The sequence below is a fragment of the Shinella sp. SUS2 genome (genome assembly GCF_001262505.1).
In the GTDB taxonomy this organism is placed as follows: Bacteria; Pseudomonadota; Alphaproteobacteria; order Rhizobiales; family Rhizobiaceae; genus Shinella.
In genome coordinates this window covers 326,744-341,668 of sequence record NZ_KQ410727.1, presented here as the reverse complement: position 1 = coordinate 341,668, position 14,925 = coordinate 326,744, and the positions used below count along the sequence as shown (strand labels likewise).

Genomic DNA, 14,925 nt, shown 5'->3' with positions numbered 1-14,925 from the left:
ACACGGCCCCTCATCCCGCTGCCGCGACCTTCTCCCCGCAAGCGGGGAGAAGGGATTTTGCGGCAAGGCCACGCCCAAAACACTGGAAAGCGATGCGGCATACGCCTTCTCCCCGCTTGTGGGGAGAAGGTGCCGGCAGGCGGATGAGGGGCACTTCACCAACGATGAAAGGGCGCGCCGGTTTCCCGGAGCGCCCTTTCATCGTTGTCAAAAACCTCAGCGCGGCAGTGTGGTGGAACCCATCAGCGCCTCGTCGATCGCGCGGGCGGCCTGGCGGCCTTCGCGGATCGCCCAGACGACCAGCGACTGGCCGCGACGCACGTCGCCGGCGGTCCAGAGCTTTTCCACCGAAGTCTTGTAGTCGCGGTCGTTGGCGATGACGTTCGAGGAGCCGCGCTTGTCGGTGTTGATCGCGAGCTTGTCGCCGAGATCCTTCAGCACGCTGTTCGTGAAGGGCCCGCGGAAGCCGATGGCGATGAAGGCAAGATCCGCCTTGATGATGAACTCCGTGCCGGGTATCGGCTTGCGGCGATCGTCCACCTGGCAGCACTTGACGCCCGTCAGCACACCGTCCTCGTCGCCGACGAATTCGAGCGTACCGACCTGGAACTCGCGCACGGCGCCTTCGGCCTGCGAGGAGGAAGTGCGCATCTTCGTCGCCCAGAACGGCCAGACGGCGAGCTTGTCTTCCTTTTCCGGCGGCTGCGGGCGAATGTCGAGCTGCGTGACCTTCACTGCGCCCTGGCGGAAGGCCGTGCCGACGCAGTCCGACGCGGTATCGCCGCCACCGACGACGACGATATGCTTGCCGCCGGCGAGAATCGGATCCGACGGCCAACCGACGCTGTCGATGTTCTCGCGGCCGACGCGGCGGTTCTGCTGCACGAGATAGGGCATGGCATCGTGCACGCCGGTAAATTCGACGCCCGGAATACCGGCATCGCGCGGCGTTTCGGAGCCGCCGCAATAGAGCACGGCGTCATGTTCGGCGAGCATCTCGTCCATCGGCTTGTCGACGCCGACATTGACGCCGTAATGGAAGGTGACGCCCTCGCCCCGCATCTGGTCGACGCGGCGGTCGATGAAGTTCTTCTCCATCTTGAAGTCCGGAATGCCGTAGCGCAGCAAGCCGCCGGCCTTGGATTCGCGCTCGTAGAGATGGACCTCGTGGCCGGCGCGGGCGAGCTGCTGGGCGGCCGCCATGCCGGCCGGGCCGGAACCGATGACCGCGGCCTTCTTGCCGGTCTTCACCGTCGCCGGCTGCGGCACGATGTAGCCCATCTCATAGGCCTTGTCAGCGATCGCCTGCTCGACGGTCTTGATCGAAACCGGCGCGTCTTCCAGGTTCAGCGTGCAGGCTTCCTCGCAGGGCGCGGGGCAGACGCGGCCGGTGAATTCAGGGAAGTTGTTGGTCGAATGCAGGTTGCGGATCGCCTCTTCCCAGTTGCCGTTATAGACGAGGTCGTTCCAGTCCGGGATCTGGTTGTGGACAGGACAGCCCGTCGGGCCGTGGCAATAGGGAATGCCGCAATCCATACAGCGCGCGGCCTGCTTCTGCACCTCGGGGTCCGACATCGGAATGGTGAACTCGCGGAAATGGCGGATGCGGTCGGAGGCCGGCTGATACTTCGCCACCTGCCGGTCGATTTCCATGAAACCAGTAACCTTGCCCACTTTTGTAATCCTTGCTCAAAACGGGGCGGCTGGGCCCCAGTACCAGTAGGCAACTCCCGCTACCAATCCCAGTACGATGAATTCGATCCTGATCTCGCCGTTCACGAGGGTCGCAATCCCGGGGACTGCGACCGCAACACCAAGCGCAATCAGTCGGTGAAGGTAGGTGAACCGCTGCCTCACTCGGCAGCGATCCCCATCCTCATGCGCTCCATCTCTTCGAGCGCGCGGCGGTACTCGACCGGCATCACCTTGCGGAATTTCGGACGATACTCGGCCCACTGGTCGAGGATCTCCTTGGCCCGCGGCGAGCCGGTATAGTGCAGGTGGTTCGAGACGAGCTGGTAGAGCCGCTCCTCGTCATGGCGCGTCATGTCGTCGGACACGTCGACCATGCCCTTGTGCATGAGGTCGCCACCATGGTGGTGCAGCTTCTCCAGCATGTCGTCCTCTTCCGGCACCGGCTCGAGCTCGACCATCGCCATGTTGCAGCGGCGGGCGAAATCGCCTTCCTCGTCCAGCACATAGGCGACACCGCCCGACATGCCGGCCGCGAAGTTGCGGCCGGTCTGGCCGATGACGACAACGACGCCGCCCGTCATGTATTCGCAGCCATGATCGCCCACGCCCTCGACGACCGCGACGGCACCGGAATTGCGCACGGCAAACCGCTCGCCGGCCACGCCGTTGAAGTAGCACTCGCCCGAGATCGCGCCGTAGAGCACCGTGTTGCCGACAATGATCGATTCATGCGGCACCGCCCGGTTGCCCTCCGGCGGACGCACGACAATGCGGCCGCCCGAAAGACCCTTGCCGACATAGTCGTTGCCGGCGCCAATCAGGTCGAAGGTGACGCCGCGGGCAAGGAACGCGCCGAAAGACTGGCCGGCCGTGCCGTGCAGCTTCACGGAGATCGTGTCGTCCTTCAGACCCTTGAAGCCGTAACGCTTGGCGACGGCGCCCGACAGCATCGCGCCGGCCGAACGGTCGACGTTCTTGATGTCGACCTCGAAGGCGACGGGCGTCTTCGATTCGAGCGCGGGCTTGGCCTCCTCGATCAGCTTGCGGTCGAGCACGTCATGGATCGGATGGTTCTGCCGCTCGGTCCAATAGGTCGCCTCCTTCGGCGCTTCGACCTTGTGGAAGATGCGCGAGAAGTCGAGACCGTTGGCCTTCCAGTGCGAGATCATCTTCTCCTTTTCGAGCAGCTCGGAGGCGCCGATGATCTCGTTCAGCGAGCGAACGCCGAGCGAGGCCAGGATTTCGCGCACCTCTTCGGCAACGAAGAAGAAGTAGTTGATGACATGCTCCGGCGCGCCCTTGAAGCGCTTGCGCAGCACTGGATCCTGCGTGGCGACCCCCACCGGACAGGTGTTGAGATGACACTTGCGCATCATGATGCAGCCGGCCGCAATCAGCGGCGCGGTGGCGAAACCGAACTCGTCGGCCCCGAGCAGCGCGCCGATGACGACGTCGCGACCGGTCTTCAGGCCGCCGTCAACCTGCAGCGCGATGCGCGAACGCAGCTTGTTCAGCACGAGCGTCTGGTGCGTTTCGGCAAGGCCGATTTCCCAGGGAGAACCGGCATGCTTCAGCGAGGTGAGCGGCGAAGCACCCGTGCCACCGTCGAAGCCGGCAATGGTGATATGGTCCGCACGCGCCTTGGCGACACCGGCGGCAACCGTGCCGACGCCGACTTCCGAGACGAGCTTGACCGAGATATCCGCCTCTGGGTTGACGTTCTTCAGGTCGTAGATGAGCTGCGCCAGGTCCTCAATGGAGTAGATATCGTGGTGCGGCGGCGGCGAGATGAGGCCGACGCCCGGCGTGGAGTGACGGGTTTTCGCAACCGTCGCATCCACCTTATGGCCGGGCAACTGGCCGCCCTCGCCGGGCTTGGCGCCCTGCGCGACCTTGATCTGCAGCATGTCCGCATTGACCAGGTATTCAGTGGTCACACCAAAGCGGCCGGAAGCGATCTGCTTGATCGCCGAGCGTTCCGGATTCATCGAACCATCCGGCAGCGGCAGGTAACGGTCGGCTTCCTCGCCGCCCTCGCCGGTGTTCGACTTGCCGCCGATCCGGTTCATGGCGACGGCCAGCGTCGTGTGCGCCTCGCGGGAAATCGAGCCGAAGGACATCGCGCCCGTCGAGAAGCGCTTGACGATATCGACCGCCGGTTCGACCTCGTCGATGGAGATCGGCTTACGGTCGGCCGCTTCCGCGCCCTTGATGGAGAACAGGCCGCGGATCGTGTTCATGCGCAGCGCCGAGCTGTTCACCAGTTCGGCGAATTCCTTGTAGCGATCGGCCGCATTGCCGCGCACCGCATGTTGCAGCGAGGCAATGACGTCGGGCGTCCAGGCGTGCTCCTCGCCGCGCATGCGGTAGGCATATTCGCCGCCGATATCCAGCGTGTTGGCGAGCAGCGGATCACGGCCAAAGGCGGCCTTGTGGCGGTTGAAGGTCTCCTGCGCGATGGCATTGAGGTCGATGCCCTCGATGGTCGTCGCCGTGCCGAAGAAGTACTTGTCGGTGAGGTCGGACGACAGGCCGATGGCGTCGAAAATCTGCGCGCCGCAATAGGACTGGTAGGTCGAAATGCCCATCTTGGACATGACCTTCAGGATGCCCTTGCCGATCGCCTTGATGTAGCGATAGACGATTTCCTCCGCATCCACCTCCTTCGGAAACTCGCCGCGCTTGTGCATGTCGGTGAGCGTGTCGAAGGCCAGGTACGGGTTGATCGCTTCCGCACCGTAACCGGCGAGAAGACAGAAGTGGTGCACTTCGCGCGGCTCGCCGGATTCAACGACGAGGCCGACCGAGGTGCGAAGACCCTTGCGGATCAGATGGTGGTGCACGGCGGCGGTAGCGAGAAGCGCCGGGATCGCCACGCGGTCCGGGCCGATCTGGCGGTCGGAGAGCACGATGATGTTGTAGCCCGAGGTGACCGCCTGTTCGGCGCGCTCGCAGAGCCGGTCGAGGATTTCCGGCAGGCCTTCGGCACCGCGCGAGACGTCATAGGTGAAGTCCAGCGTCTTGGTGTCGAAGCGGTCCTCGACATGGCCGATGGAGCGGATCTTTTCGAGGTCGCCATTGGTAAGGATCGGCTGACGCACTTCCATGCGCTTGGCCTTGGCCGCACCGCCATGGTCAAGGATGTTCGGCCGCGGGCCGATGAAGGAGACGAGGCTCATGACCAGTTCCTCGCGGATCGGGTCAATGGGCGGGTTCGTCACCTGCGCAAAGTTCTGCTTGAAATAGGTGTAGAGCAACTTGGTCTTGTCGGACATGGCCGAGATCGGCGTGTCCGTACCCATGGAGCCGATCGCCTCCTGGCCGGTCGTCGCCATCGGCGACATCAGGAGCTTGGTGTCCTCCTGGGTATAGCCGAAGGCCTGCTGGCGGTCGCGCAGTGAGACGTCGCGGCGCAGCGCCCGCGGCTCGACCGGGCCGAGGTCTTCGAGAATGATCTGGGTGTTGTCGAGCCATTCCCGGTAAGGGTGCTTTGCGGCGAGCGCGGACTTCACCTCTTCGTCGGAGATGATGCGGCCCTCTTCCATGTCGATGAGCAGCATCTTGCCCGGCTGGAGGCGCCACTTCTTGACGATGCTCTCTTCCTTGACCGGCAGCGTGCCGGCCTCGGAGGCGAGGATGACGCGGTCGTCGTCGGTGACAAGATAGCGCGCCGGACGCAGGCCGTTGCGGTCGAGCGTCGCGCCGATCTGCCGGCCGTCGGTGAAGGCGACAGCGGCTGGGCCGTCCCACGGCTCCATCAGCGCGGCGTGGTATTCGTAGAACGCCTTGCGCTGCTGGCCCATCAACTGGTTGCCGGCCCAGGCCTCGGGGATCAGCATCATGACCGCATGCGCCATGGAATAGCCGCCGCGCACAAGGAATTCGAGCGCGTTGTCGAAACAGGCGGTATCCGACTGGCCCTCATAGGAGATCGGCCAGAGTTTGGTGATGTCCTCGCCGAACAGCGGCGACGAAACAGAGGCCTGGCGGGCCGCCATCCAGTTGACGTTGCCGCGCAGCGTGTTGATTTCGCCGTTATGGGCGACCATGCGATAGGGATGCGCCAGCTTCCACGACGGGAAGGTGTTCGTCGAGAAGCGCTGGTGCACGAGCGCGACAGCCGATTCGAAGCGCGGATCGGCAAGGTCCTTGTAATAGGCGCCCACCTGGTAGGCGAGGAACATGCCCTTGTAGACGATGGTCGTCGAGGAGAGCGAGACCGGGTAGAAGTTGCTCTCTTCGCCCTCGTATTCGTCGTAGATACGGTTGGAGATCACCTTGCGCAGGGTGAAGAGGCGGCGCTCGAATTCGCCGTTCGTCGCGGCCTCACGGCCAGCGCCGACGAAGACCTGAACATGGCGCGGCTCGGTGGCGGCGATCTCAGGGGCCTTGGAGAGGGAAGAATTGTCGACCGGCACGTCGCGGAAACCGATGAGGACCTGTCCCTCTTCGGCAACGACATCCCCGATAACCTTCTTGAAATAATCGACGAGCTTCTCGTCCTGGGGCATGAAGATGTGGCCGACGGCATATTCGCCTGCCTTCGGCAGCGTGATGCCCTGCTTGGCCATCTCCTCGCGGAAGAAGCGGTCCGGAATCTGAACGAGAATGCCTGCACCGTCGCCCATCAGCGGATCTGCGCCGACGGCGCCGCGATGCGTCAGGTTTTCGAGCATGAACAGCCCGTCCTGCACGATCTGGTGCGACTTCTTGCCTTTCAGATGCGCCACGAAGCCGACGCCGCAGGCGTCATGTTCGTTGCGCGGGTCATAGAGTCCCTGTTTTTTCGGCAGGCCCGTTGTAGAAGCGCGCGTTTTGGCGCCCGTCGCAGTCGTCTGCGACCGGGTCTGCCGACAGTCATGTGCTTGGGTCTTCTCCATCATCGTCTTCCCTCCTGTGGCCCATCCTGCGGGCATTCGTTTTCGCCCGTGTGACCGTCATCTGCCTTTCGGCTGGGCCGGCCCCGCGAGCGACTGCTTCAAGAACCCGATGCGACCAACAAGCGACGGTCGACCGGAATGATCATCAGGACCGTCTGGACAGCCAGGGTTTCGGAAGAACTCTCTTCCCTCCCCCGGCGCCGTTTCGGCAACGCGCCGCAGTCGCGGACGGTGCCTCTTCGGTCTCTTGACCGAAATAGGACAGTAAACCTGTCCTATTTCATGGGCTCTATGCCAGAAACACCCCCCGGCCGCAAGGCCATCATGCCAAATAATCACCACCTCATGAAGAAAAATTGCCCGCCCCGCCATATGCTTGAAATTAAATTACGGACACCCGGCACATTGTTTCCATTCCTTTCATTCTGGAGCCATGCGGCACTTTCGGCGGTTTTCGGCGATTGATCGCCTTCATTTCTCCATTATGGTCCTTTCGCAGCCTCATTCGAACTGGAAACCGCATGTTTTTCGCTTCCGACAACTGGGCCGGCGCCCATCCCGACATCGCACAGAGCCTCGTGACCGCAGCCGGCGGCTTCGCCTCGGCCTACGGCACCAGCGACCTCGACAAGCGTGTGGAAAAGACCTTTTCCGAGATTTTCGAACGCGACGTCGCGGTCTTCTTCGTCGGCACGGGCACGGCGGCCAATTCGCTGGCGCTCGCCAGCTTCAATCGCCCCGGCGGCCAGGTCTTCTGCCACCGCGAGGCCCATGTGAATGTCGATGAATGCAATGCGCCGGAATTCTTCGCCACCGGCGCCAAGCTGGTGCCGATCGACGGCCCCGCCGGCAAGCTCTCCCCGGATGCACTTGCCGCCGCCATCGGCCGCTTCCCACCGGATTTCGTGCATGGCGGGCAGCCGATGGCCGTCACCATCACCCAGGCGACCGAAGCCGGCACGGCCTATACGCTGGACGAAATCGCCGCCCTTTCAGACGTCGCGAAGAAGGCGCACCTGCCGCTGCACATGGACGGCGCGCGTTTCGCCAACGCCCTAGCGCATCTCGGCACGACGCCGGCGGAAATGACCTGGAAACGCGGCATCGACATCCTCTCCTTCGGAGGCACGAAGAACGGCTGCTGGTGCGCCGAAGCGCTGATACTGTTCGATCCCGGCAAGGCGCAGCAGATGCATTTCCTGCGCAAGCGCTCGGCCCAGCTCTTCTCCAAGTCCCGCTTCATCGCCGCCCAGTTCGACGCCTATTTCAAGGACGGCCTGTGGCTGAAACTCGCCCGCCATTCCAACGCCATGGCCGCCCGCCTTGCGACCGGTTTTGCCACATCGGATACAGCACGCCTCGCCTGGCCGACCGGCTCGAACGAACTTTTCGTCGTCATCCGCAACGATGCGATGAAAGCCTTGAAGGACAGGGGCGCGGTTTTCTACGACTGGCCGGCCGGCCCCGAGCTGAAGGCGACCATGCGCGCGGACGAAACCCTCATTCGCCTCGTCACCAGCTTCGCCACGACAGAAGAGGACGTCGACAGGTTCCTGTCAGTGCTTTGACACACCAAAAAGGCGGCGCCCTGCGGCGCCGCCCTTGTTCATTCCCGAGACAGCGAAAAATCAGTTCGTCTGCGCTTCGATCTGCTTGGCTTCGCGCTGGACGGCGGCGATCTCGATACGGCGCGGCTTGGCGGCTTCCGGAATCTCGCGGAGAAGGTCAATGTGGAGGAGACCGTTCTTCAGCGAAGCGGCGCGCACTTCCACATGATCGGCGAGCTGGAAGCGGCGCTCGAAGGCGCGCTTGGCAATGCCGCGGTAAAGATACTGGTTTTCCTCAGCCGCTTCGTCCTTCTTCTCGCCCTTGACCGTCAGCGCATGTTCGCGCGCTTCGATCGACAGTTCACTCTCATCGAAACCGGCCACCGCCATGGTGATGCGATAGGTGTTTTCGCCGGTGCGTTCGATGTTGTAGGGCGGATAGGTCTGGGCCTGATCGGGCTGGCCGAGGCTGTCGAGCATGGTGAAGAGGCGATCAAAGCCGACGGTGGAGCGATAGAGGGGGGAGAAATCGACGTGACGCATGGTGTCCTCCTTTAGAGCAACGGTTGCGATCTTCCTGAAGGCAACACCCGATTTCTAAAGGTGCAGCCCGGTTAAACCGGCCTCCGCCCCATTCTGGCGACGGAAACCTCGACGGACCCTGTTGGCGCCCGTGACGATGAGATGGGAATGGGTTTTCGGCCGTTCAAGGGGTCCCAAGCGGCCGAAAAGGCCACGCCCTAAAAATTTTCGAGATGAACGGTGGATGAACGGCGACTTCGGGCAGCGTTCAGATTGATCCCGCTAGAACAGCATCATCGGAAGCGAAAACTTCTGACGACCGGGGTGTAACGTCCCTTCCTTCCCGGTCAAATTGCGCCGGACTGCATGTGAAGCCACCCCCGTGCCCACATGCAGCCGGCTTTTTTCTTTGACGACACTTGCGCCAGCGCCTATCCATCGATCATCGACGCCCGCCGAGACCCGCCAGCGCTATGGATTCCATCCTCAACGCCACCGCCGACAATCCCGTTCCGGAGAACCATTCCGCCGGTTTCCTGGAGGGCAGTGGCGGCGTGAAGATCCGCTATGCCGTGTTCCGCTCGAAGGAGCGCGAGGCCAAGGGCACGGTCGTGCTGCTGCAGGGCCGCAGCGAATGCATCGAGAAATACTTCGAGACGATCAACGACCTCACGGCCCGCGGCCTGTGGGTCGCCACCTTCGACTGGCGCGGCCAGGCCGGCTCGGACCGGCTGATACCGGACAGCCGTGCTGGCCACGTGATACGGTTTTCCGACTACGAAGCCGATCTCTCGCTCTTCCTGGAGAAGATCGTGCTGCCAGATGCCCGCCTCCCCTTCTTCATCGTCGCCCATTCGACCGGCGCGCTCGTCGCCCTCTCGCAGGCGCCAGCCCTTGAAAATCGCATCGAGCGCATGGTGCTCGCCGCGCCCTTCATCGCGCTCGCCGGCCAGTCGATGAGCCAGCGCAAGATCACCATCATCGCCCGCCTCGCCTCGCTGCTGGGTTTTGGCAAGCGCACCTTCCGCAAGGGTGATCCACCGCTGGACTTCGCACACAACATCGTGACGTCGGATCAAAGGCGATTTGCCCGCAATGCCGGTATCTTCACCGAACATCCGGAGCTTTCCATCAGCTGGCCCTCCGCCCGCTGGCTGAACGAGACGCTGAAGACCATGGCGCGCGTGACGCACCAGGATCATCTGACGCGCATCCGCATTCCCACCCTGCTGCTGTGCCCAACGCGGGACGCCCTCGTGCCGCGCAAGGCAATCGGCGATCTCTCACGCATCTTCCGCGCCGCCCGCCTCATCGAGATCGACGGCGCGCGGCACGAGCTGTTCCAGGAGGCTGACCGCTATCGCGCACAGGCGCTCGCTGCGATCGACGCCTTCATTCCGGGAAGCGACGCCGAGCGGACGGGGCTCGGCGCCTGACCGCGAAGCTTCATGCCTTCAGCAGCGCCATCGCCTCGTCATAGACCTTGCGGCTGCCCGCCGCGATGATCTCGCCACCCATTTCCGCCGGGCCGCCATCCCAGGCGGTGATGATGCCGCCCGCCTGCTCGATGACGGGAATGAGGCCGCCGACATCGTAGGGCTTGAGCCCGCATTCGACGACGAGGTCGATATGGCCGGCGGCAAGCAGCGCATAGGCGTAGCAGTCGACACCATAGCGGAAGAGCCGGACCTTTTCCTGCACGGCCTCGAACCGCGTCTTGCGGCTCTCCGTGAAGAGATGCGGCGAGGTGGTGAAGAGAATCGCGTCGGACAAGCTGTTGCAGGAGCGGGTCGAGAGGACCTTGCTGCCGTCCGGCCCGGCATAGTGCGACGCCTTGCCGTCAGCGAAATACCGTTCGCCGGTGAAGGGCTGGTCGATCAGCCCCATCACAGCCTCGCCATTGCGGTAGAGGCCGATCAGCGTGCCCCAGACCGGCACGCCGGAAATGAAGGCCCGCGTGCCGTCGATCGGGTCGATGACCCAGACATATTCCCGGTCGAGACCGACCGAACCATGCTCTTCGCCAAGGATGCCATGCTCCGGAAAATGCTGCTCGATCAGCGCCCGGATCGCCAGCTCCGCCCCCCTGTCGCCCTCCGTCACCGGATCGAAGCCAGCAGCTTCCTTGTTGACGACATCGGCACCGGCGCGAAAGCGTGGCAGGGTTTCCTTCCTTGCAGCTTCGGCAAGGCGGTCGAAGAAGGCGCGATCAGGCAACATGGGGGATCTCTCGGAGGGACTGCGGACCGCCCTTCCTTACTGCATCGACACGCAAAACGGAACCGGGATGGTGCGAAAGCCCGCGCAGCGCAGGCAAAGGAAATTGCTTAACGGATCGCAAATTTGTTCCGCAGTTGCGCTTGACATTTGTGCAGCGCAATATTATTGTTTTCTTACAGTCACTCGTGGCTGTAAATACCCTCCTTGGGTGTTTCCTCCCTAGACTTAACCGCGCCCCAAGCGCGGTTTTTTTTGAGAGGAGACCGGCCCCTATTCGGCCGCCAGCGCCCGGTCGACGGCGTATTCCTCGATATGGTCGGAAAAATCCTGCAGGAACGCTGAAATCGCCGTCTGCAGCACCGCGAAATCAGGTCGCTTGGCCAGTGTCGTTTCATCGACATAAAGGCCGCGGTTCACCTCGATCTGCAAGGCATGCAGCCCCTTGGCAGGCCGGCCGTAATGTTCGGTGATGAAGCCTCCCGCATAGGGCTTGTTGCGCACCACGGAAAAGCCCATGTCCTCCAGAAGCCGCATAGCAGTGCGTGAAAGCTCGCCCGACGCACTGGTGCCGTACCGGTCGCCGATGATGAAATCCGGCCGCATGCCCGTGCCGGAGACGCGGATATTGCCCGGCATCGAATGGCAGTCGATCAACACCGAGAAGCCGAAGGTGACATGGGTGCGCACGACAAGACGGCGCAGGCACGCATGATAGGGCTTGTAGACCGTCTCGACCCGCTCCAGCGCCTCCTCCACGGGAAAGCGCTGGCGGTAGATCTCCATGTTCTCGGCGACGACCCGTGGCACGGTGCCGAGCCCGCCGGCGACCCGAATCGAATTGATGTTCGCAAAGGAGGGTAGTGCCCCCTCGAACATGCGCGGGTCGAGCTCGTACGGCTCGCGATTGACGTCGAGCCAGGCACGCGGGAAGTGTGCGATCAGCATCGGCGCGCCGAGCGCCGGCGCGACCGAGAACAGCTCATCGACATAATGATCTTCCGAACGGCGGATACCAAGTGAATCGAGACGCGACTGCGCCAGAAAGCCCTGTGGATAACGTCGGCCGCTGTGGGGGGAATTGAAGACGAGGGGCACGCTTTGCGAAACCGGCTCCAGCACTTCGAAGTGGCTGTTTTCGCTCAAAGCCTCCGCCATTGTTGCCCTTTACCATGCCTTCAAGTCATTGCGTGTGCCATGTTGCCAGCGGCCACCCTGCGTGTCCATACTGAGAAACAAGGGATAAGGGCTTGCCCTGCCCCATTCACCGGATATTTACCGGAATACGCTCTTGTAACAGAACCGCCCGTCCGCGGGCAGACAACCTTAGCAACGGTTCCCGAACTCCATGACACCCAAGATTCTCCTCGCAGAAGACGACAACGATATGCGCCGGTTCCTCGTGAAGGCGCTCGAAAAGGCGGGCTACCAGGTGCTGTCCTATGACAACGGCGCCAGCGCCTACGACCGGCTTCGCGAAGAGCCCTTCTCGCTGCTCCTGACCGACATCGTGATGCCGGAGATGGACGGTATCGAGCTGGCCCGCCGCGCAACGGAACTCGACCCGGACCTGAAGGTCATGTTCATCACGGGCTTCGCCGCCGTGGCGCTCAACCCGGATTCCAAGGCCCCGAAGGACGCCAAGGTTCTGTCAAAACCGTTCCACCTGCGCGATCTCGTTGAAGAAGTCAACAAGATGCTGGCCGCCTAACCCCCGGAAAAGACCGCAAAATCGGCCCGTAAAAAAAGCTTCAAAAAGCTATTGACGCGCCTCAGGGTTTTGTGGTCTATGCCCCTCATCGGATGGGCGTGTAGCTCAGCGGGAGAGCACTACGTTGACATCGTAGGGGTCACAGGTTCAATCCCTGTCACGCCCACCATTCGAATTCCAGAGGCCTTTCGGGAAACCGGAAGGCCTTTTGCTTTTCCGCCATTGCGTCTTGCCGGCAAGGCCGGGCGCTGGGTACGAAGCATTCTCCCCCACAGCACAAAACCTGCTTCGCCGACCCGCCCCTGATCCTGACCGGAAACCGGCGCCTGCAAGGTGAGGATTCGGAGAATCCAACAGCGCGCTCCAGTTCCCCATCACACCGTCATGTTTTCAGCCCGCGCCGGCGCGGCTCTTGAAAATTGTCCGGCTTTCCTCGCGACACGCCGCATGCCGCCGGCTTTTGCTCCGTCCGGATGGCCACGCGGAAATACACATATGCCGTGCAGGAAAGAGTTGACGGCGAGGGGTATTTTGCGGTCATATATGTGGCACGCCCAGCCGCATATCGCACTGCGGACCAGCGCCAAGCAGGTGAAATTACACCCGAATCCGGCAAGCCGGCGGCACGCGGCGCGCATACTCCACCACTCGATTACCCCAGGAAACCGTAAAGTGTTTATCGCCTGGCTATGCTTGCGGCCGTCTGCCCCTCTACCAAAGATGGCGCACCCCGTTGGAGGACGGGCATTCGAAAAGTCGACGTGATCGGAGGAGTATCCATGAGCGACGCATCCAGCATACACCCGGTGGACGAGAAACTGCCCGCAGGCAGGCTCGCGACGCTGGGCATCCAACACGTACTCGTCATGTATGGCGGCGCCGTCGCCGTGCCGCTCATCGTCGGGCGCGCCCTGCAGCTCAGCCCCCAGGACGTGGCGTTCCTGATTTCTGCCGACCTCTTCGTCTGCGGCCTCGTCACCATCATCCAGTCGCTCGGCTTTGGCCGGCATGTCGGCATCCGTCTGCCCGTCATGATGGGCGTGACCTTCGCTTCCGTCGGCCCGATGGTCTCCATGGCAACGATGACGCCGGGAACGGAGGGTGCCCGCATGATCTTCGGCGCCATCATAGGTGCCGGCTTCATTGCGCTGCTGATTGCCCCCATCATGGGCCGGTTGCTGCGCTTCTTCCCGCCCGTCGTGACAGGCACCATCATCCTCGTCATCGGCGTGTCGCTGATGCGCGTCGGCATCAACTGGACGTTCGGCAACCCCTTCGGCCCGACCGCGCCCAAGCTGATCGACCCGGCGCATGCCGAATGGCTCGCCCAGATGAAGACGCTCGCCGAAAGTGGCGGCCCTGCCGTGCCCAGCGGCTTTGCGATCGCACCGACCGTGTCCAACCCGGTCTATGCCGAGCCGAGCCATATCGCGCTGTCGGCACTGGTGCTCGTCTCGATCCTCGCCATCGCTCGCTTCGGCCGCGGCCTCATCAGCAACATCGCGGTCCTCAGCGGCGTCGTCATTGGCTGCGTTGCTGCCTCCATCCTCGGCATGATGCATTTCGACCGCGTCGCCGATGCCGGCTGGTTCGCCGTCGTCACGCCGCTGCGCTTCGGCATGCCGATCTTCGATCCCGTGCTGATCGCCACCATGACGCTCGTCATGATCGTCGTCATGATCGAATCGACCGGCATGTTCCTGGCATTGGGCGAAATCACCGAAAAGCCGGTTTCCCAGCAGAAGCTGACTGCAGGTCTGCGTGTCGATGGTATCGGCACGATGATCGGCGGCCTGTTCAACACCTTCCCCTATACCAGCTTCTCGCAGAATGTCGGCCTCGTCGGCGTCACCGGCGTGAAGAGCCGCTATGTCTGCGTCGCCGGCGGCATCATCATGATCATCCTCGGCCTCATCCCGAAGATGGGTGCCCTCGTCGAGGCCGTGCCGACCTTCGTCCTCGGCGGCGCCGGACTCGTGATGTTCGGCATGGTGGCCGCGACGGGCGTGCGCATCCTCACGACGGTGGACTTCAAGTCCTCGCGCAACAACCTCTTCGTGGTTGCCGTCTCGGTCGGCTTCGGCCTGATCCCACTGCTGGCTCCGAACTACCTGATGTGGATGCCGCATGCGATCCATCCCATCATCGAATCGGGCATCGTGCTCGCCTCCATCGTCGCTGTGCTGCTGAACGCCTTCTTCAACGGCGTACGCTTCGAGCAGTCCGATGCCGTCGAGGCCGCCCGCATGGCCGACTCGCATTAAAGGCCATTCGCTCACCTCAAACCCGGCTTGCCTCTGCGCAAGCCGGGTTTTTCCGTGAACAAGGGAGCACGCGGCATTCTCCTGAGCCC

At 62.9% G+C, this 14,925-nt stretch carries 10 protein-coding genes and 1 tRNA gene; 6 read left to right on the top strand and 5 right to left on the bottom strand.

From position 1 onward, the window contains the following. Positions 1–216 precede the first annotated feature (216 nt). Positions 217–1,674, bottom strand: a complete 1,458-nt coding sequence (locus tag AKG11_RS10185; protein ID WP_050743796.1) for a glutamate synthase subunit beta — start codon at positions 1,672–1,674, stop codon at positions 217–219. A 179-nt stretch (positions 1,675–1,853) separates the two neighbouring features. Then, positions 1,854–6,578, bottom strand: a complete 4,725-nt coding sequence (gene gltB / locus AKG11_RS10180) for a glutamate synthase large subunit (RefSeq protein WP_050743795.1) — start codon at positions 6,576–6,578, stop codon at positions 1,854–1,856. 135 nt (positions 6,579–6,713) lie between these two features. Between gltB and AKG11_RS34515 the strand changes: the two genes are divergently transcribed. Together AKG11_RS34515 and AKG11_RS10175 are read left to right on the top strand one after the other, a co-directional pair. After that, positions 6,714–7,040 (top strand): hypothetical protein, encoded by a 327-nt coding sequence (locus AKG11_RS34515; protein WP_156032032.1) that lies wholly within the window; start codon positions 6,714–6,716, stop codon positions 7,038–7,040. Between the two features lie 56 nt (positions 7,041–7,096). After that, positions 7,097–8,143, top strand: a complete 1,047-nt coding sequence (locus AKG11_RS10175; RefSeq protein ID WP_050743794.1) for a threonine aldolase family protein — start codon at positions 7,097–7,099, stop codon at positions 8,141–8,143. Between the two features lie 60 nt (positions 8,144–8,203). On the opposite strand, the gene AKG11_RS10170 is transcribed toward AKG11_RS10175, so the two are convergent. Beyond that, positions 8,204–8,665 (bottom strand): Hsp20 family protein, encoded by a 462-nt coding sequence (locus tag AKG11_RS10170; RefSeq protein WP_023515711.1) that lies wholly within the window; start codon positions 8,663–8,665, stop codon positions 8,204–8,206. 452 nt (positions 8,666–9,117) lie between these two features. On the opposite strand from AKG11_RS10170, the gene AKG11_RS10165 reads away from it, so the two are divergent. Further along, positions 9,118–10,080, top strand: a complete 963-nt coding sequence (locus tag AKG11_RS10165) for an alpha/beta fold hydrolase (RefSeq protein ID WP_050743793.1) — start codon at positions 9,118–9,120, stop codon at positions 10,078–10,080. A gap of 10 nt (positions 10,081–10,090) precedes the next feature. Here the strand turns inward: AKG11_RS10165 and hisN are convergent, their stop codons facing one another. Together hisN and AKG11_RS10155 are read right to left on the bottom strand one after the other, a co-directional pair. Next, on the bottom strand, positions 10,091–10,864 hold the full coding sequence (hisN, locus tag AKG11_RS10160; protein WP_050743792.1) for a histidinol-phosphatase: 774 nt from the start codon (positions 10,862–10,864) through the stop codon (positions 10,091–10,093). Positions 10,865–11,134: 270 nt separating this feature from the next. Continuing rightward, positions 11,135–12,019, bottom strand: a complete 885-nt coding sequence (locus AKG11_RS10155; RefSeq protein WP_050743791.1) for an N-formylglutamate amidohydrolase — start codon at positions 12,017–12,019, stop codon at positions 11,135–11,137. Between the two features lie 190 nt (positions 12,020–12,209). Here AKG11_RS10155 and cpdR1 point away from each other — a divergent pair, with 190 nt between their 5' ends. From cpdR1 to AKG11_RS10140, 3 genes are all read left to right on the top strand, one after another. Beyond that, on the top strand, positions 12,210–12,572 hold the full coding sequence (gene cpdR1 / locus AKG11_RS10150) for a response regulator CpdR1 (protein WP_023512679.1): 363 nt from the start codon (positions 12,210–12,212) through the stop codon (positions 12,570–12,572). Positions 12,573–12,666: 94 nt separating this feature from the next. Continuing rightward, positions 12,667–12,741, top strand: a tRNA-Val gene (locus tag AKG11_RS10145). A gap of 610 nt (positions 12,742–13,351) precedes the next feature. Then, positions 13,352–14,836 (top strand): nucleobase:cation symporter-2 family protein, encoded by a 1,485-nt coding sequence (locus AKG11_RS10140; RefSeq protein ID WP_023516035.1) that lies wholly within the window; start codon positions 13,352–13,354, stop codon positions 14,834–14,836. The last annotated feature ends 89 nt before the right edge of the window (positions 14,837–14,925 follow it).

What these genes read in the sequence shown, in the direction of transcription:
- gltB (WP_050743795.1), bottom strand. Translation starts at nt 6,578, where the DNA reads ATGATGGAGAAGACCCAAGCACATGACTGTCGGCAGACCCGGTCGCAG.
- AKG11_RS34515 (WP_156032032.1), top strand. Translation starts at nt 6,714, where the DNA reads ATGATCATCAGGACCGTCTGGACAGCCAGGGTTTCGGAAGAACTCTCT.
- AKG11_RS10175 (WP_050743794.1), top strand. Translation starts at nt 7,097, where the DNA reads ATGTTTTTCGCTTCCGACAACTGGGCCGGCGCCCATCCCGACATCGCA.
- AKG11_RS10170 (WP_023515711.1), bottom strand. Translation starts at nt 8,665, where the DNA reads ATGCGTCACGTCGATTTCTCCCCCCTCTATCGCTCCACCGTCGGCTTT.
- AKG11_RS10165 (WP_050743793.1), top strand. Translation starts at nt 9,118, where the DNA reads ATGGATTCCATCCTCAACGCCACCGCCGACAATCCCGTTCCGGAGAAC.
- hisN (WP_050743792.1), bottom strand. Translation starts at nt 10,864, where the DNA reads ATGTTGCCTGATCGCGCCTTCTTCGACCGCCTTGCCGAAGCTGCAAGG.
- AKG11_RS10155 (WP_050743791.1), bottom strand. Translation starts at nt 12,019, where the DNA reads ATGGCGGAGGCTTTGAGCGAAAACAGCCACTTCGAAGTGCTGGAGCCG.
- cpdR1 (WP_023512679.1), top strand. Translation starts at nt 12,210, where the DNA reads ATGACACCCAAGATTCTCCTCGCAGAAGACGACAACGATATGCGCCGG.
- AKG11_RS10140 (WP_023516035.1), top strand. Translation starts at nt 13,352, where the DNA reads ATGAGCGACGCATCCAGCATACACCCGGTGGACGAGAAACTGCCCGCA.